Raw genomic sequence first — 16,807 nt, 5'->3', positions numbered from 1 at the left:
CCCTTCGTTCCTTTGGTGCATTTTACTATCATAATCAGGATATATTGCCTGAATACCACAAAAAGGACGGCCGAAGCCGTCCTTTTGTCATTTGCTGTATTTTGCGATCTCCTCGTCGATTACAGGGGAGAAGGCCTTTTTGAGTTCTTCCCAGTCCCTGCTCTGCTGAGAATCGGTTATGCGGTACATTATGCCCCTTGTGTCGCTGGTATAATGACCGTAGCCCGTCATTGCCTCGGTCATGCCGTTGCCGAAGTCGAATACGGGAACTGCCTTTGCAAGGTCGGTGTACTCCTGCAAAGCGTCGTACTGCTCCTCGGTGATGAAGCTCCTGAAGGAGCCCGAGGCGTTCTTCTGCTGCACAAGAGCCTGTTCCCTTGCGGCCTTTTTATAGGTCTCCTCGGTGACCGCAAGGCGCTCGCATTTGAGGTATGTTGCCACAGCTTTGCCCTTCTGCGAGTTCTTCACCAGCATACGGGAGTCGATATTGCAGGTGATGTAGTTGTTGTCCGCGTCGGGAGACTTGGGGAAGGGGACTATCATCAGGTCGCCTTCGGGATTTGCGGCGTTGGAAATGCCGAGGGACCAGCTTCCCGAGGCATAGAACAGCGTATTGAAGTCGGCGGGGAAGGTGTCGCGCCATACGGTGCTCACCCAGCCCTTTGCGCACATATCGTTTATGAGGCCTTCCGCCTTTGCTATCTCGGCGTCGGCGATATTGTTCTTCAGCGTGCTGCCGTCAAAGCTTACAACGGTATGTCCCGTTGATGCGAGAGCAGCCTGTCCGAACCAGCCGTTTATGCCGTATCTTACGGCGTCGGGCTTGTTTGACCTGAACTTCTCTATCATGGCCTTCATGGCGTTCCAGTCCCACTTGCCCTCCTGCCAGAGCTTCCTGGGGTCGTCTATGCCCTCGGACTGCATGAGCTTTCTGCTGTAGGTGAGCACAACGGGCTCCGATACGGAATAGGGAACGATGTAGTGCTGACCGTTGCATGCGAACATATCCGTGAGGTATGACATATCCGACCATAAGCCCTCGTCCATGCCCATGTCCCCGAAATAGGGATCAAGGGGATCGAACTGCTGAGTCATTACGCCGTTGGGAAATGCCTTGGGCTCACAGGGGAACATATCCACGGTCTCGCCTGCGTTTATCATTGAGGACAGTGTGTTATACTTGTCGTCGGGGGAGGTTCCCACCCAGTTTATCCTGCCGCCGTATATGTCCTCGAATATGGCCAGAGCTGTGGAGCGCTGCTCGCCGCCCTGGGGGTTAAGGTCATAGTCTGCCAGCCATGTTATCTCCATCCCGGGGTCGGCTTCGGCGGGAGTGCCGTCGTAGGACGCCGCTGTGGGAGCGCCGGTGGTCTGGGCCTCCGTGGCTGATATTATATTGCTGCTGTTCTTCTTGCTGCTGCACGAAGAAGCTGCCGTAAGGACTGCCGCCGCAGCCGTAAACGCGGCCAGCAGTCTCCTTGTATCAAACATTTCAGAATAACTCCTTTCGGGTCGTGTGCTTTTCGAGTCTATATAATTATACTCGTTCTTTGCGGCGCTGTCAAGGAATATAATATTAACAAGCGGCAGCATACCGCGGTGAAAAATACGTTGCTTTTTTCTATGGAAATACGGATAAGTCTACAGTTCTTTGTTAAAAAGCTCCAAAAATACTGCCTGTTATATGTCAAGTTGTTAAAAAAATGCGGAATCGTTATAATTTTGCGTGACATTTCATTTATGCTGTGATATAATATTAATAGGTATTTTAAGGCGGTACTGACTGCCTGCACTAATATATGCAGTGAAAGGGATTTTAATATGGACAATAACAGATATGATTCACATCGTCCCCGCAAAAGAGTATCCCGAAAGACGCTGAGAAGGCGACAGCTCACAGCCCTTGCCGTTATCGCGTTCCTCGTGCTCCTTTTCGTGCTCCTTGTTGCTCATGCCTGTTCCGACGGCGGCAAAAAGGACGGCGGCAAGAAAAACAACTCTGTGACTACGATCACTACCGCGGCTACAACTACGGATCCCGCTATAACAACTACGGCTGTCACCACTACGGCGACACTTACAGATCCCGTAAACAAGAGCGATTTCAAGCTTGACAAGTACTCGGTATTCCTTGAGGTAGGCGAGTCGGATATGCCAAGAGTACAGGCTTATCCCGACGGTACCGAAGAGGCCGACGAGCGCTGGTCCTCGGGCGATCCCACTATCGCTTCCGTTGACAATATCGGCAATATCACAGGCGTTAAGCCCGGCACCTGCTACGTTACCCTCAGATCCGCTTCCGACCCCGAACAGGAAGTAATGATCAAGGTAACAGTACGCGGCGATTCAACAGATGATACAGCTTCGCCTCAGTCAAATACGGCTGAGGCGCCTGAGCCCCCTGTTTATGATACAGAGGGGCTTACTTATATAGAAGGGGTGCTCATAGTCAACAAGACCTACGGGCTTCCCGCTACCTTTTCTCCCGGACTGGAGCCCATATGCTATCAGCAGTTCCAGGCCATGTCGGGAGCGGCTGCAAAGGAAGGGCTCAGCCTCTATATAGGCTCGGGCTTCCGCTCGTATCACGATCAGGAGCTCATCTATGACAACTATGTCAAGGAGGACGGCGCCGATATGGCGGATACCTATTCAGCGCGGCCCGGCTTTTCGGAGCATCAGACGGGACTGGTCATCGACTGCAATACCATTGACGACGCCTTCGGAGCAACTCCCGAAGCTGCATGGCTTGCCGAGCACGCCCATGAGTACGGCTTCATAATACGCTATCCGCAGGGCAAGGAGGATATCACAGGCTATCAGTACGAGCCCTGGCATATCAGATATGTAGGCTCAAAGCTGGCCACCAAGCTCTACAAGAGCGGACAGTGTCTTGAGGAATACCTCAAGGTGGATTCAAATTATGATTGACAAAAGTCCCTGTCGTCAGACAGGGTTTTTTATTGCCGTCTTGACAGGGCGGCGGTATATGTGATAATATTTATCTGACGCAGGACGTCGGAAAGAGGTGCAGCTTATGCCGAGATTTTTCAGGAACGAGATCGACGAGGAGAATATAGTCCTCACTGGCGACGACGCCAACCATATAGGCCGCTCTCTGCGCATGAGAGCGGGGGAGGAGATAACAGTGTGCTGCAACGGTATCGACTACCGCTGCAAAATAGCGGGTATCACCCCGGATTCGGTGTATCTCGACCTTGTGGAGAAGCACAGATGCGCTGCCGAGCCTCAGCTGGCGGTGACCCTTTTTCAGGCGGTGCCCAAGCTGGACAAGCTGGAGTACATCATACAGAAAAGCGTGGAGCTGGGCGTTTCAAGGATAGTTCCCGTGCTGACCAGAAGGTGCGTATCCCGCCCCGACGAGAAGGACTTTGAGAAGAAAAAGCTGCCGAGACTGCGCAGGATAGCCGAGGAGGCCGCAAAGCAGTCGGGCAGGGGCATAATACCCGTTATAACTCCCATGGTGAGCCTTGGCAGAGCCGTGGAGATGACAAAGGAGCTTGACCGCACGGTGCTGCTGTACGAGGAAAAGGGCGGACGCTCCTTCGGGGATATCGACTTTGACGGAGCTGCCACGGCAGGCCTTTTCATAGGCAGCGAGGGAGGCTTCGACAAGGAGGAGGCCGACGCCATAGTTGCCGCAGGCGCCGACAGGGTGTGGCTGGGCCAAAGGATACTGCGTTGTGAAACTGCACCAATAACAGCACTGTCAATTTTGATGTTTTTAACAAATAATATGTAAAGAGTTGAAATTACAAAAAAAGTATGGTATAATAATTTCAGATTATCGTAATCCGATCGCAAGCGGTTCGGTAAGTACTAATTCTTGCGGAGAAAAGAGGAAATTAAAATGAATAAGTTTTTAGTTGCTATTTTAGCTGCTGGCGCAGCAGCTGCCGTTGGATATGTTGCAGCACAGGCGCTGAAGGATAAGAACTCAGGTTCAGATTATGATGACGACGATTACGATGATTTCGACAACTTCGACACAGACGAGAGCATCGATTTCGAGATCAATGATAATTCCGTAAAGGAAGCAGCTGAGGATATCAAGGACAAGGCTGAGGACGTTGTTGAAGACGTTAAGGATGCCGCTGAAGATATCATCGATGACATCAAGGACTAATGATTCTTATTAAGGGAGCTTTAAGCTCCCTTTTTTTGTAAAAACAGCGGACAAAAATACTAAAACCTGCCGGCCATATTGTATGATGTTACAAAATATAAAAAAGTGCTTGACAAGCAGGCGGCGTTCTGGTATAATATAAAAGCTGTCCGTCAAGGACTTGCCGAAGAATTATTATCCGAGGCGTAGCTCAGTTTGGTAGAGTGCTTGCTTTGGGAGCAAGATGCCGCAGGTTCGAGTCCTGTCGCCTCGACCAGACAAAAAAGTCAAAAAAAGTACTTGACAATCAGAAGCAGATGTGATATAATAATTAAGCATTAGCGCTGGTGTAGCTCAGTTGGTAGAGCAGCTGATTTGTAATCAGCAGGTCGGGGGTTCGAGTCCGTCCACCAGCTCCATTATTTTGTCCTGAGACAGAATAGGATCTTTAATATGGGAGAGTTCCCGAGTGGCCAAAGGGGGCAGACTGTAAATCTGTTGCTTTTCAGCTTCGATGGTTCGAATCCATCCTCTCCCACCAGAAGGCCCCGAAAGAATTCGGGGCTGTTTTCGTTTCACCCGCCGCAAACCTTGCAATATTCCTGCAAGGGCTTTTTTATGCCCTGAAAAAAAGAGGATTTGCACGGAAATACAGCCTTTTTGTTCAGAAATGTATAAAGAATGTAGGAGGTCAGGCTATGAAGATAGAGATAAATAATTTTGATATCCGGCATTATTCGGTACTCATAAAGAATTCTGTATCATACAGAAAGCTGAAAAAGCTATTCCTCGTTGAAGGCGTTTCCTTCGTTCTTGTAGCGCTTCTGAATGTATTTGTCGTATTTGTGTGTCATTCGGTCAGCGCTTTTATGATACTGTGCCTTACTATTGCCTTTGCTTTGTTCATTGTAGTAGGGTTAAGGCTGAGACAGTCTGATCCTGTAAAAGGCTATACGAAATTCCTGGAGAAAAATCCCGATTACCGCCTGAAAGCTGCCTTTAATGATGATAAAGTGGTTCTCGAAGGACATACGGCCTTTTCCGACACCAACAGCTCATACGACTACGCACGAATTGTAGGCGCAGAGGAAATAAACGGCTTTTTCGATATACTTCTGGAGGGCTCGGGATATATCGTTTTCGATGAGAGCGAGATAACCGAGGGCACTCCCGAAGAACTGAGAGCTCTGCTCCGTGCAAAGCTGGGACAGAAATACAAGGCGAAATAACGCACAGACCGGCGAAAGCCGTTTACATATATAAACATAAGAAAGTCAAAGACGATCCGGAGGAAAGAAAATATGATAAGAGAAGATTTAAGAAACATTGCCATTATCGCTCACGTTGACCACGGCAAGACCACTCTCGTTGACGAGATGCTCAAGCAGGGCGGCGTTTTCCGTGAGAACCAGGAGGTCGCAGAGCGCGTAATGGACTCAAACGACATCGAGAGGGAGAGAGGTATCACTATCCTTGCGAAGAATACCTCGGTCATGTACAACGGCACAAAGATCAACATTATCGACACCCCCGGCCATGCCGACTTCGGCGGCGAGGTTGAGCGCGTACTGGAAATGGTAGACGGCGTTCTCCTCCTTGTTGACGCAGCGGAAGGCCCCATGCCCCAGACACGTTTCGTACTGTCAAAGGCACTGGAAATGGGTCACAAGATAATCGTTGTGGTAAACAAGATCGACCGTCCCGACGCCCGTCTGGACGAGATAGGCGACGAGGTGCTGGAGCTCCTCCTTGACCTTGACGCAAACGAGGAGCAGCTGGAAAGCCCCCTCCTTTTCTGCTCGGGAAGAAGCGGTACTGCTTCTCTCAGCCAGTATGAGGCAGGTACGGATCTGAAGCCCCTTTTCGATACCATCATCAACTACATCGAGCCCCCCAAGGGCGAGGAGAACGATCCTCTCCAGATGCTCATTTCCTCTATCGACTACAACGAGTACGTCGGACGTATCGGTATCGGCCGTATCGTAAGAGGAAAGATAGCCGTCAATCAGCAGGTAACTGTCTGTGATTACACAGGCTCAAAGAAGAACTACAATTCCAAGATAGTATCCCTTCTCCAGATACAGGGACTCAACCGTGTTCCCGTACAGGAGGCCACAATGGGCGATATCGTGTGGATATCGGGTATCGAGGGCATCACCATCGGCGATACCATATGCGCTACGGACGCTCCCGATCCGCTTCCCTTCGTGAAGATAAGCGAGCCCACCGTTGAGATGACATTCTCCGTAAACGACAGCCCCTTTGCAGGCCGCGAGGGCAAGTTCGTAACATCACGTCAGCTCCGCGAGAGACTTTTCAAGGAGCTCCTGAAGGACGTATCCCTCCGCGTTGAGGAGACAGAGTCCACTGACGCCTTCCGCGTTGCAGGACGAGGCGAGATGCACCTGTCCATACTCATCGAGAATATGCGCCGCGAGGGCTATGAGCTGGGCGTTTCCACACCTCACGTTCTCTACAAGCAGGACGAGAACGGCAGACGTCTCGAACCTATCGAGCGCCTTGTTATCGACGTTCCCGAGGACTGCGTAGGCTCCGTTATGGAGAAGATAGGCGCAAGAAAGGGCGATATGGTGGATATGCACCCCCAGGGCAGCCGTATGCGTATAGAGTTCCTTATCCCCGCAAGAGGCCTTTTCGGCTATAAGAGCGAGTTTCTCACCGATACAAAGGGCGAGGGCATCATGAGCCATGTATTCGACGGCTATCAGCCCTACAAGGGAGACATCGAGCGCAGGAACACAGGCTCTCTCGTCTCCTTCGAGACAGGCGAGGCTGTTACCTACGGCCTTTACAACGCTCAGGAGCGCGGACAGCTCTTCATCACAGCAGGCACTCCCGTATACGAGGGCATGATAGTGGGAGCTTCACCCAAGACAGAGGACCTTGTTGTCAACGTCTGCAAGAAGAAGCACCTGACAAATACCCGTGCCAGCGGAAGCGACGACGCTCTCCGCCTTGTTCCCCCCAGGATACTCAGCCTGGAGGACTGCCTTGAATTCCTGGCCGACGACGAGCTCCTGGAGGTAACTCCCGAGTCTCTCCGTATCAGAAAGAGAGTTCTCAGCAATACCCAGAGAGCTAAGGAAAGAGGAAAGAAGTCCTGATTTTTCATCAAATCAACACATATAAACCATACAATTTGCAGGTTTGGGAGATATGATATGAAAAAGCTTATATGCGCATCGCTGATAATAGCTGCGGCAGTCTGTTTTTCGGGCTGCGGCACCAAGGTCGAAAAGCAGAGCGATGTGAATTCTGCAACTACCGCGGCTGCCGTGACGGAAGAGACAGCTGCGGAGGATGACACATATGCTCCTCTCGCCACGGTAAGGGAGAGGAACATAGTCTCCGCAGAAGAGTACGATTACGAGATATATGAGGGCGGAGCCATAATCACAAAGTACAAGGGCAGCGATACGGACATTGTTATACCTGCCGAGATAGGCGGAGCACCTGTCACGGAGGTAGGATTCTATGCCTTTGAAGCCGATCATGCCCTGACCTCGGTAACTCTTCCCGAGAGCATAAAAGTTATAGGAGAGGGCGCCTTTGCGGACTGTCAGTCCCTGATGAGCATAAACCTCCCCGAAGGACTGCAAGAAATAGAGGTGGGAGCCTTCGCAGGCTGCATAAACCTTCCCGAGCTCACCATACCTGCGTCCGTGACGCGGATACAGGGACAGGCTTTCACCGCCTGTACGGGAATGACAGCCCTTACGGTACTCAGCACGGAGCTGAAGTATGAGGGCTGGGGGCTTGAGGAGCTTCCCGGCCTTACAGTATACGCCCCCGAGGGCTCGGCGGCTGCCGAGTGGGCGGGAGCAATGGGAAAATACGCCGTTTATTGATTACGAGAGGAAAAGGCTATGAGAAGATCAAGGCTTACGGCTCTTGTCCTTGCTGCTGCGGCAGGTACACAGGGACTCTGGGGCTGCGGAAAGAAAAGCGATATCAGTATGCCTAATTATGCCGAGACAGCTGTTCAGACACCTACTGCGGGAGCAGCAGGCGGAGCGGAGATCTCAGGTGACAACTACAATTCGGACGAGTATTATACCAAGATAATGGACTGCATCAACAGCGCTGTCACCGATGACCTGCCCCTTGAGCTGGGAATACTGGGCAACGAGGTCATAACCCCTGCCGCTGAAGACGCGGAGGCCGAGCTGGGCCCCTATAAGATCAGCAGCAGCGGTGTAAAGCTTTACTACGATGCCGCAGAGTTCCCCGACGAGCTGCTCCTCACCCTGGAGAAGTACTTCATATGCTTCCCGTCGGCTGATTACGCCACATATGTCAAGTGTGTGTTCCCCAGCTATCTGGACGAGATGGAGAGCTTCCTCAAAAAGGAGTACGACTACGATCTCAGGACGTCCTTCTCAAAGCAGTGTCAGGGACTTGCCGACAATATGAACGGCGATTACAGGATCACCAGGATAAAACTGGAAACGGCTCCTCAGTACGCCGAGGGCAAGGATAATATAGAGGAGTATTTCAGCTCACTCAACGATGTATTCGGCAAGGATTACTACAGTCAGGTAAAGTCCGAGTGCGATGATCTCATCGACGCCTGCTTCTATGTCATGGGCGAGGATTCATACGGAAACGAAAACGTTATTGTCAGCGGCTATGAAATAGTATTTGCTGTCAAGGACGGCAGATACTATACATTCGGATAAGGAGCATATTATGAGCATTATTATAAAAAGAGCGGCAGCTCTTATGGCTGCGGCAGTTATAACCGTAGGAGCAGCAGTATCGTGCAGCAGCAAAAAGAGTTCCTCGGATCACGAGCACGAGCATAACCTTGCAGGCGGAGATATCCCCGAGGGCTACAGCAAGGATCTTGAGGATATGCCCTACGGAGGAGAGTTCCAGAAATTCCAGCCCGGCGAGAACGATTTCCCCCTGGGTATAGATATGGACCCCCGATTTGTCACCACAGAGGAGGCAACGGCTCTTACCAATTATTTCTATGCCATAAACAATCAGGACGAGGAGGCGCTGAAAAAGGCTCTCCACCCCGATTTCCTTGAATACCGCCTTGAGAATTCACAGTATGGTTCCGCAAAGGAATTCCTTGAAGGAGAATACGAGCTTCTCAAGCAGTACACAGGCTCCGACTTCACCTTTGACTATGTGCTTATCGACGGCAGACTGAAGGACACAGAGGGCGCCTTTGAGACATACGATAAGCTCATCGAAACGGCTTCCCCGGGCTGCAACATCACCTCAAAGAATATGTATATGGTAGATGTGACATACCACAAGCCCAATGACGACGGAAGCTATTCGCTCAGGTACAGATTCGGCGATTATATGGATATCGCAGTCTACACCATAGACGGCAAGGCCTACGTTGTTTCGTGATATATCACTAAAAAAGGGAGCAAAGCTCCCTTTTTTGTTACAGTTCTATGAACTTTTCCAACACCCCTTGAAATCCGTATTTTTATGTGATATAATTCCAGTATAAACACTGAAGGGGGAGCTTTTTCAGTATGAAAAACGCTATCAAAACAGCTGCGGCCCTGGTGCTTGCGGCAGTTGCCTGCTTTTTGGGAAGCATGGACTGCTTTGCAAATGCTGCGGAGCAGGATATGGGGAACAGCGAGGCGTCTGTTGCTGATATCAGCGACATGGACTGAGTGCCTCTGCGTAAAAATTACAGGACGGTCAATGACCGTCCTTTTTTGTTACGATTTTTTTACAAATGATTTAAGATTTGCCGCCGACGGTTGAATTGTCACCTGCAGAGTGCTATAATATGGAAAAAGCACGGATAAGAGGCGCAGTTTTATGAAAAAAAGTATCAAAGCAGCGATCGCACTTATATTTACTGTATTCACCTGTATTTTCGGCGGCATGAATGCCTTTGCATGGGTCGCCGCAGACGGGCTGGTATGGATCAGGTACACCAACGCTCCCGAGGGGACCGTTTTTGCGGATATACTGCTGAAAAAGACGGACGACGACAAATACGCTTCCGCAGACGGCAAGGCCTCGGCGTCACTGGTCATTTACGGAGAAGATGAAAACGGCCGGCGTACAGAGACGCCCTTGACTCTCGATGAGAACTGTGAGCTTGCAAAGTATGATGACGGCTATACCAGCTGCCTTTTCGGCAGGGATATCGCCACGGAGTACAGGATACACAGCAGCGATGTGGATGTGATCCTGGACGAGCAGAAGCTGAAAAACATTGACATTTCCAATTACTACGGCAGCTTCAAGGTGGCATACTGCGACGAGAAGGGCAATGTTCTGGGAGTCACGGAGCCTGTGGAGCCTGAGTATACAGACCGGGAAGCGAATTTCTATGTCAATGCAGACGGCAGCAGCCTTGAATGTCAGCTGGATCATGGTATAGATGTGGGAAAGGGACTGACTGCAATTGTATTCGGTACTGTGATCGCCGTATGTATAATAGCTGTTTTGGGCATTGCAGTAATAGCAGCAATTGTTGTGACGATCATACTTATTGCAAGACATAGTAAAAAGAAAGATAAGCAGCAGTACAGACAGTAATGCGCGGTATGGGGGGATATTATGAAAAAGCATATCAAGACTGCCATAGCAGTCGTATTCACGGTAATGACCTGTATTTTCTGCGGCATGAACGCCTTTGCAATGGGGCTGGGAACAGACGTATGGAGTATAGAGATAGAGTACGGGAACGCTCCCGAGGGAACGGCTTTCGTTGACCTGCTCTTTCCTGAGAAGGCTGACGACATATACTATCCCGATCCCACAGCAGGGGAAAACAGCGAGAAATACAGCGTATGCCGCTATGTGTACGCAGACTATATGGGCAGGGGAAACAGCGATCCCATAGTCCTCGATGACAGCTGCGGACTTGCAGTCTACGATGATGGCTATACAAGCTGTATGCTGAGAAGGTACTTCGTTAAGTACAACCATGCCGACAAGGATAAATGCTCGCTGGAGTTCGGTGTGCCGAGCAATACCGAAAACCGTGAGGTCTTTGAGTATTACGGCAGTTTCAAGGTTGCGTACTGCGACGAAAAGGGCAATGTGCTCAGCGTCACTGAGCCTTTGAAGATAAAGCCTTCAAAGGTCAGCTGCCTGTATGAGATAAAGGCAGACGGCACAAAGGCTGATTATCACGTCAAAAAGGACGGTTCGGTAAATCTTGTGCGTATCGTTTGGGCTCTGATCATAGGCGTACCGATCCTTATCGCCCTTATCATAACAGCGGTGATATTCCTCTGCGTTAGGCCGAAGAAGCAGAGCAGATAAATAAAAAGTAAAAAAGGAATGCAGCATAAGATGAAGAAGACTATTTATTATGAACTGAGAAAACATATATTTAATGCACTGAAAAGCACTAATAGAACAATAATTATTGTAATAGCGGTTTTAACTGTAACCTTTAGTTTTACAGGTTGTATTGGTTCAAAAACAATAAAAATAAAAACAGAATATGGTGATCATTTTACTGTTTCATGTGATAGTTTAGGTGAGCTATATGTATTACGTGATGACAATTCGTATTTTTATGCTGATCTTGATTATTTTTCAGATAAAGATCAATTAAAAGCTGTATGTGACAATCAATATATCAGATGCTATCTGATATCTGATACCTTGGAAGATGGATACAAAGATCTATATATCCTAAAAATCAAGGAGTATGACGAGTTTTTTTCCGTAATATGCGGCGACGAAAAGAATAAATCAGATTATATGGGTAAAGAAAATGCTGAAAAAGTAAAAAGGGTGTTTTTATGTGATGATCTACTTGTAGAAATATGTATAGTTGATCTGGACTATCTGTATCATGATGAAATGGTAGACATTTTAGACAAGCTAAATAATCACGAATATGAAGAACTTGAAAAATACGGACTTACCAAGGAAATGACTGAGGACACAGAATCTTTAAATAAAAAAATCACTCTCATAAAGAACTGGCTGATCAAAGCAGACATCAAAGGAATTCATAATAATCAACGTTAAGATTACCTGTCTACAGCATAATAACATGAAATAAAAAAGGCGGACATCATGTCCGCCTTTACCTTTATACTGTGCCGTAAGCGATGTACGACTATCATTTTTTGCAATAGTGAGCGCGTGAAACAAGCGACACCGTGTCAAGGGTGCAGCGTCACGCTGCTTATATCTGTGTTGAGTAGTTGGGAGCTTCCTTTGTGATATAGATATCGTGGGGGTGGCTCTCCTTGAGTCCTGCGCCTGTAATGCGTATGAACTTTGCCTTCTCGTGGAGCGTGGGGATGTCAACACATCCGCAGTATCCCATACCCGAACGGATACCGCCCACAAGCTGGAAGATAGTGTCCGCAACGGGGCCCTTGAAGGGAACTCGTCCCTCTACGCCCTCGGGAACCAGCTTCTTGGCGCCCTCCTGGAAATATCTGTCCTTGGAACCGCAGGCCATAGCGCCGAGGCTTCCCATGCCTCTGTAAACCTTGAACTGACGGCCCTGATATATTTCGGTCTCACCGGGAGCTTCTGCACAGCCTGCAAGGAGCGAGCCGAGCATAACTACATTTGCGCCTGCTGCAAGAGCCTTTACGATATCGCCGGAATACTTGATACCGCCGTCAGCGATAACGGGGATACCGTACTTCTGGGCGACGCAGGCAACGTCATATACTGCTGTGATCTGGGGAACGCCGATACCTGCGACCACACGGGTGGTACAGATGGAACCGGGGCCGATACCTACCTTCAGGCAGTCGGCACCTGCTGCGATAAGAGCTTCGGCGGCTTCTGCTGTAGCGATATTTCCTGCGATAACTGGCATATCGGGATAGGCTTCCTTGACCATTTTCAGGCACTTGATGATGTTGGCGCTGTGTCCGTGAGCAGAGTCAAGGACGAGAACGTCAGCCTGAGCGTCGATGAGAGCCTTAGCTCTTTCAAGGACGTTTGCAGTCACACCGATAGCGGCGCCGCAGAGGAGCCTTCCTTTATTGTCGCGGGCAGAATTGGGGTACTGTACGGACTTTTCAATATCCTTGATAGTGATGAGTCCCTTGAGGTAGCCTGCCTCGTCAACAATGGGGAGCTTTTCGATCTTGTGTGCGCGGAGAATATCCTGAGCCTGCTCAAGAGTAGTACCTACAGGCGCAGTGATGAGGTTGTCCTTTGTCATGACCTCTGAGATCTTTGCGTTGAAGTCTGTGAGGAAGCGCATATCTCTGTTGGTGATGATGCCCATGAGCTTGCCCTTGGCGTCAACAATTGGAACGCCCGAGATCTTGTACTTACCCATAAGCTCGTCAGCGTCAGCAACGATATGATCCTCGGTAAGAGAGAAGGGGTTTACGATAACGCCGTTCTCGCTTCTCTTGACCTTATCGACCTCTTCGGCCTGCTGCTCGATGGACATATTCTTGTGTATGATACCGATACCTCCCTCACGGGCGATGGCGATAGCCATACGGGAATCTGTAACGGTGTCCATAGCGGCAGTCATGATGGGAGTATTGAGGCGGACAGTCTTAGTGAGCTGAGTACCGATCTGGATCATGTTGGGAGTAACATTTGATTCAGCGGGTATAAGCAGCACATCATCGAAGGTGAGACCTTCCTTCTGAAATTTGCTGTTCATGTCGGTCAGCATAATAATTCCTCCTTGCATTGATATTATTAACTTTAATGATACTATTTTTACGGGTCTATGTCAATAGTTTGGGCGGTAGGCATGACATAGAAATTTTTGCTTCAAAAAAGGTCGGGTTTTGGCGAAAAAAGCAATTTGATATTTTAAAGCTATTCAGTGTTAAAGTGACGTTACGGAGCTTGCGGCGTAAAATGCCAGTATAGCCGAAGCGTCCACAGCGTTTATATCGCCGTCGCCGTTCCAGTCTGCGGCGGTATTTGCGTCGCCGGTGAAGCGGCCGGGATTATCCGAGGACGTTGCCGCGTACTCGGCCAGCACCAGAGAAGCGTCCACAGCATTCACGTCTCCGTCGCTGTTGACGTCGCCCTTTTCGAGATGTCCCTCCGCGAAGGCCAGCTTACGGTCGCTTGCGTACTTTTCGGCGGCAGAGCCCTTTTCGCCTCTGATGACGAAGCCCGAGATGTTCTCCGAGGCGCTGCTTCTTACGTCATAGCGCCTGCCGAAGGCTTCGCTGCCTATGGTCTTTACGGAGGCTGGCAGGTAGATATTGCTCATGCCGGCGCAGCTGTAGAAGGCGCCGTTCCCTACGGAGGTGATACTGTCGGGGAAAGGTGCGTTCCTGAGAGAAGTACAGGAGTTGAAGCAGTTTTCGGGTATGGACTTCACCGAGCTGCTCAGCGACACTGTTTCAAGAGCGCTGCAGCTCATGAAGCAGCCCTTTCCCAGAGTTGTGACAGAGTCGGGAATATCCACGCTTTTCAGCGAAAGGCAGCCTGCAAAGGCATTGTCATCGACCACCGTGACAGAGTCGGGAAATGCTACCGAGACTATATCCGCCTTTCCGAAGAAGGCGCCCTTGCGGACAGTCTTTGTGTCCTTGTTTATGACGGCGTCGGCAGGGCCTGCATAGAGCAGCAGATCGCTGCCGTTCTCATAAAGACAGCCGTTTACATTGCTGTAGGTGGGATTATCCTTGTTGACGTCGATATACGACAGGGCAGGGCAGGCGGTAAAGGCGTAATCGCCTATTTTCGTCACGCCGCTGCCGAGGGTTATGGTGCTCAGCGCAGGACAGGTGCTGAAGGCTCTTTCGCCTATGGACTTCACGCTGTCGGGGATAACGCATATGGTTATGTCGGTATTCCCCGAAAAGGCGTCGTCTGCCACGGCAGTTACGGGGAAGCCCTCCAGCTCGGAGGGTATGACGATAACGGCGTCGCTGCCGATGCAGCCTGTGACGGTAGCCTGTTTGTTCTCAACGGTATAGCTGAGCATGAAGCTGCCTGTATCCTCAGCCGCCGAGGTCCCGACGGGAGCTGCGGCAGTCAGCATGACAGCGGCAGCTATTACAGATACTGCCCTTTTCATATCATATCTCCCTGCGGCATATACTGCCGTTTATCATGACCAGCAGAGGCTCCGACATGAGATCAAGGGGATTGCAGCCCTTTTTGTAGAGCTGAATATCCGCGTCCTTGCCCTCCTTCAGCGAGCCTGTAACGTCGTCTATGCCAAGTATGGCGGCAGGCGCAGAGGTGAGAGTCTCTATGGCGTCGTCAAATTCGAGACCGCCCTTTACCGCAGCCTGTGCGGACAGGGGCAGGTACTGTACGGGAATGACGGTGTGGTCTGTGCATATAGCTATCTTTACTCCGCTTTCGTGGAGAGCGGAGGCGTTTTTCAGTTCGAGGCCGCGCATTTCGGGCTTGCAGCGGTCGCACATCAGGGGGCCGCATATCACGGGGATATTCTCCTCCGCGAGGATATCTGCGATCCTGTAGCCCTCGGTGCCGTGGATTATAACGGCGTCAAGGCCGAACTCCTTTGAGATACGCATGGCCGTGCAGATATCGTCGGCGCGGTGACAGTGGAAGAAAGCCTTCACCTTGCGGTCGAGGAGAGCCATGAGAGCCTCGCACTTTATATCGTACTCGGGGGGATCGTAGTTCTCGCTGTCGGAGTAGTAGCTGCCCATATCGTGGACGTAGCGCCTTGCCTTGTAGAGCCCCTCCCTTATGAGGGCGGCAATGGCCATACGGGTAATGGGAGTCTCCTCACGTCCGTTGTATACGTTCTTGGGGTTTTCGCCCAGAGCAAATTTAATGCCGCAGCTGCGTATGAGCATATCGTCGATGCGTCTGCCGCAGGTCTTTACGGCAGCTATCTCGCCGCCGCAGGGATTGGCGCTTCCGGGACTTGAAGCCACGGCGGTTATGCCGCGCATACGGGCCTCCTCGAAGCAGCGGTCGAAGGGATTTATGCCGTCGATAGCCCTCATCTGTGGAGTAAAGGGATCTGTGGATTCGTTGCAGTCGTCGCCCTCGAAGTCAAGACCGTCCTCGATTATGCCAAGGTGATTGTGGGCGTCGATAAAGCCGGGGAGGAGCATACCGCCCTGTGCGTCTATGCTGTCCTCGGGAATATTATCAGGAGCTCCCTCACCTATGGCCTTTATGGAGCCCTCTTCGGTCTCCAGCCAGCCCACGGGTATGACGCCACGGGAGTCCATGGTGTGTATCTCAGCATTGTAGATAAGCATAGTATTACTCACCTTCTTACGGCCTCGGCGATGCGCTCCGCATTTTCAACGGGGCTGCCGACGCAGTCGAGTCTGACAGTGGAGTGTGCAAGGTAAACGTCCCTGCGCGAATTATAGAGGGCTTCCAGCTCCTCCTTGGTGGACTTCATCACGATGGGACGGTTGGTATCGTCCTTGATTCGCTCGTAGCAGGTCTCAAAGGGCACATCGAGGAAAACGACGGCCGCACCTGCCTCCTTTGCAGCCTTAGCGGTATCGGGATTGAGCATTGCGCCGCCGCCGCAGGCCGCAACTGTGGTCTTGCCGCAGAGGGACTTTACTATCTCAGCCTCGGTCTGACGGAAGAAGGGCTCGCCCTTTTTCTCGAATATCTCGGGTATGGTCATTTCCAGAGTGCGGACGATGAGGTCGTCCGTGTCGCAGAAGCCGCAGCCAAGCTTTTTAGCTGCAAGCTTGCCTATAGTAGATTTTCCGCAGCCCATAAAGCCGCATAAAAATACAGTCATAG

The 16,807-nt window shown here is 50.6% G+C and carries 17 protein-coding genes and 3 tRNA genes; 15 read left to right on the top strand and 5 right to left on the bottom strand.

Annotated elements, in window-relative coordinates:
• Positions 1-87: 87 nt before the first annotated feature.
• Positions 88-1,491 (bottom strand): ABC transporter substrate-binding protein, encoded by a 1,404-nt coding sequence (locus tag Q0Y65_RS10455; RefSeq protein WP_297959454.1) that lies wholly within the window; start codon positions 1,489-1,491, stop codon positions 88-90.
• A gap of 330 nt (positions 1,492-1,821) precedes the next feature.
• Between Q0Y65_RS10455 and Q0Y65_RS10450 the strand changes: the two genes are divergently transcribed.
• From Q0Y65_RS10450 to Q0Y65_RS10380, 15 genes are all read left to right on the top strand, one after another.
• A complete protein-coding gene (locus tag Q0Y65_RS10450) occupies positions 1,822-2,931 on the top strand; it encodes a D-alanyl-D-alanine carboxypeptidase family protein (protein ID WP_297959453.1) in 1,110 nt (369 codons plus the stop codon).
• 106 nt (positions 2,932-3,037) lie between these two features.
• Positions 3,038-3,763: a 16S rRNA (uracil(1498)-N(3))-methyltransferase gene (locus Q0Y65_RS10445; RefSeq protein WP_297959452.1), complete on the top strand. Its 726-nt coding sequence runs from the start codon at positions 3,038-3,040 to the stop codon at positions 3,761-3,763.
• Positions 3,764-3,871: 108 nt separating this feature from the next.
• A complete protein-coding gene (locus tag Q0Y65_RS10440) occupies positions 3,872-4,147 on the top strand; it encodes a YtxH domain-containing protein (RefSeq protein ID WP_297959451.1) in 276 nt (91 codons plus the stop codon).
• 179 nt (positions 4,148-4,326) lie between these two features.
• Positions 4,327-4,403 (top strand) — tRNA-Pro (locus Q0Y65_RS10435).
• Between the two features lie 66 nt (positions 4,404-4,469).
• Positions 4,470-4,545, top strand: a tRNA-Thr gene (locus Q0Y65_RS10430).
• Positions 4,546-4,581: 36 nt separating this feature from the next.
• Positions 4,582-4,667 (top strand) — tRNA-Tyr (locus tag Q0Y65_RS10425).
• A 157-nt stretch (positions 4,668-4,824) separates the two neighbouring features.
• A complete protein-coding gene (locus tag Q0Y65_RS10420) occupies positions 4,825-5,355 on the top strand; it encodes a hypothetical protein (RefSeq protein ID WP_297959450.1) in 531 nt (176 codons plus the stop codon).
• 72 nt (positions 5,356-5,427) lie between these two features.
• The gene (gene typA / locus Q0Y65_RS10415; protein WP_297959449.1) at positions 5,428-7,251 is read left to right on the top strand and encodes a translational GTPase TypA; all 1,824 of its coding nucleotides are present in this window, start codon (positions 5,428-5,430) and stop codon (positions 7,249-7,251) included.
• A 57-nt stretch (positions 7,252-7,308) separates the two neighbouring features.
• Positions 7,309-7,995, top strand: coding sequence for a leucine-rich repeat domain-containing protein (locus Q0Y65_RS10410; protein ID WP_297959448.1), 687 nt, complete (start codon positions 7,309-7,311; stop codon positions 7,993-7,995).
• A gap of 18 nt (positions 7,996-8,013) precedes the next feature.
• On the top strand, positions 8,014-8,826 hold the full coding sequence (locus tag Q0Y65_RS10405; RefSeq protein WP_297959447.1) for a hypothetical protein: 813 nt from the start codon (positions 8,014-8,016) through the stop codon (positions 8,824-8,826).
• 10 nt (positions 8,827-8,836) lie between these two features.
• Positions 8,837-9,517, top strand: a complete 681-nt coding sequence (locus Q0Y65_RS10400) for a hypothetical protein (protein WP_297959446.1) — start codon at positions 8,837-8,839, stop codon at positions 9,515-9,517.
• 131 nt (positions 9,518-9,648) lie between these two features.
• Positions 9,649-9,795: a hypothetical protein gene (locus Q0Y65_RS10395; protein WP_297959445.1), complete on the top strand. Its 147-nt coding sequence runs from the start codon at positions 9,649-9,651 to the stop codon at positions 9,793-9,795.
• 151 nt (positions 9,796-9,946) lie between these two features.
• Positions 9,947-10,675: a hypothetical protein gene (locus tag Q0Y65_RS10390; protein ID WP_297959444.1), complete on the top strand. Its 729-nt coding sequence runs from the start codon at positions 9,947-9,949 to the stop codon at positions 10,673-10,675.
• A gap of 21 nt (positions 10,676-10,696) precedes the next feature.
• On the top strand, positions 10,697-11,407 hold the full coding sequence (locus tag Q0Y65_RS10385) for a hypothetical protein (RefSeq protein ID WP_297959443.1): 711 nt from the start codon (positions 10,697-10,699) through the stop codon (positions 11,405-11,407).
• Positions 11,408-11,437: 30 nt separating this feature from the next.
• On the top strand, positions 11,438-12,127 hold the full coding sequence (locus tag Q0Y65_RS10380) for a hypothetical protein (protein ID WP_297959442.1): 690 nt from the start codon (positions 11,438-11,440) through the stop codon (positions 12,125-12,127).
• 160 nt (positions 12,128-12,287) lie between these two features.
• Here Q0Y65_RS10380 and guaB read toward each other — a convergent pair whose 3' ends face one another.
• The 4 genes from guaB to Q0Y65_RS10360 all read right to left on the bottom strand — a co-directional run bounded on the left by guaB (position 12,288) and on the right by Q0Y65_RS10360 (position 16,805).
• Positions 12,288-13,760, bottom strand: a complete 1,473-nt coding sequence (guaB, locus tag Q0Y65_RS10375; RefSeq protein WP_297959441.1) for an IMP dehydrogenase — start codon at positions 13,758-13,760, stop codon at positions 12,288-12,290.
• A gap of 159 nt (positions 13,761-13,919) precedes the next feature.
• On the bottom strand, positions 13,920-15,128 hold the full coding sequence (locus Q0Y65_RS10370) for a leucine-rich repeat protein (RefSeq protein ID WP_297959440.1): 1,209 nt from the start codon (positions 15,126-15,128) through the stop codon (positions 13,920-13,922).
• Position 15,129: 1 nt separating this feature from the next.
• On the bottom strand, positions 15,130-16,299 hold the full coding sequence (locus Q0Y65_RS10365) for an amidohydrolase (protein WP_297959439.1): 1,170 nt from the start codon (positions 16,297-16,299) through the stop codon (positions 15,130-15,132).
• 8 nt (positions 16,300-16,307) lie between these two features.
• Positions 16,308-16,805 (bottom strand): shikimate kinase, encoded by a 498-nt coding sequence (locus tag Q0Y65_RS10360; RefSeq protein ID WP_297959438.1) that lies wholly within the window; start codon positions 16,803-16,805, stop codon positions 16,308-16,310.
• Between the last annotated feature and the right edge of the window lie 2 nt (positions 16,806-16,807).

The organism is uncultured Ruminococcus sp. (assembly GCF_947301925.1).
Classification (GTDB): domain Bacteria; phylum Bacillota; class Clostridia; order Oscillospirales; family Ruminococcaceae; genus Ruminococcus.
The sequence above is the reverse complement of the archived record's forward strand: the minus strand, read 5'-3'. Positions and strand labels throughout refer to the sequence as shown.

Excerpts from the sequence above, each read along its gene's own strand:
- Q0Y65_RS10390 (WP_297959444.1), top strand. The coding sequence starts at position 9,947 with ATGAAAAAAAGTATCAAAGCAGCGATCGCACTTATATTTACTGTATTC.
- Q0Y65_RS10420 (WP_297959450.1), top strand. The coding sequence starts at position 4,825 with ATGAAGATAGAGATAAATAATTTTGATATCCGGCATTATTCGGTACTC.
- Q0Y65_RS10410 (WP_297959448.1), top strand. The coding sequence starts at position 7,309 with ATGAAAAAGCTTATATGCGCATCGCTGATAATAGCTGCGGCAGTCTGT.
- Q0Y65_RS10370 (WP_297959440.1), bottom strand. The coding sequence starts at position 15,128 with ATGAAAAGGGCAGTATCTGTAATAGCTGCCGCTGTCATGCTGACTGCC.
- guaB (WP_297959441.1), bottom strand. The coding sequence starts at position 13,760 with ATGCTGACCGACATGAACAGCAAATTTCAGAAGGAAGGTCTCACCTTC.
- Q0Y65_RS10445 (WP_297959452.1), top strand. The coding sequence starts at position 3,038 with ATGCCGAGATTTTTCAGGAACGAGATCGACGAGGAGAATATAGTCCTC.
- Q0Y65_RS10380 (WP_297959442.1), top strand. The coding sequence starts at position 11,438 with ATGAAGAAGACTATTTATTATGAACTGAGAAAACATATATTTAATGCA.
- Q0Y65_RS10360 (WP_297959438.1), bottom strand. The coding sequence starts at position 16,805 with ATGACTGTATTTTTATGCGGCTTTATGGGCTGCGGAAAATCTACTATA.
- Q0Y65_RS10455 (WP_297959454.1), bottom strand. The coding sequence starts at position 1,491 with ATGTTTGATACAAGGAGACTGCTGGCCGCGTTTACGGCTGCGGCGGCA.
- Q0Y65_RS10400 (WP_297959446.1), top strand. The coding sequence starts at position 8,837 with ATGAGCATTATTATAAAAAGAGCGGCAGCTCTTATGGCTGCGGCAGTT.
- Q0Y65_RS10395 (WP_297959445.1), top strand. The coding sequence starts at position 9,649 with ATGAAAAACGCTATCAAAACAGCTGCGGCCCTGGTGCTTGCGGCAGTT.
- Q0Y65_RS10385 (WP_297959443.1), top strand. The coding sequence starts at position 10,697 with ATGAAAAAGCATATCAAGACTGCCATAGCAGTCGTATTCACGGTAATG.
- Q0Y65_RS10440 (WP_297959451.1), top strand. The coding sequence starts at position 3,872 with ATGAATAAGTTTTTAGTTGCTATTTTAGCTGCTGGCGCAGCAGCTGCC.
- Q0Y65_RS10405 (WP_297959447.1), top strand. The coding sequence starts at position 8,014 with ATGAGAAGATCAAGGCTTACGGCTCTTGTCCTTGCTGCTGCGGCAGGT.
- Q0Y65_RS10365 (WP_297959439.1), bottom strand. The coding sequence starts at position 16,299 with ATGCTTATCTACAATGCTGAGATACACACCATGGACTCCCGTGGCGTC.
- typA (WP_297959449.1), top strand. The coding sequence starts at position 5,428 with ATGATAAGAGAAGATTTAAGAAACATTGCCATTATCGCTCACGTTGAC.
- Q0Y65_RS10450 (WP_297959453.1), top strand. The coding sequence starts at position 1,822 with ATGGACAATAACAGATATGATTCACATCGTCCCCGCAAAAGAGTATCC.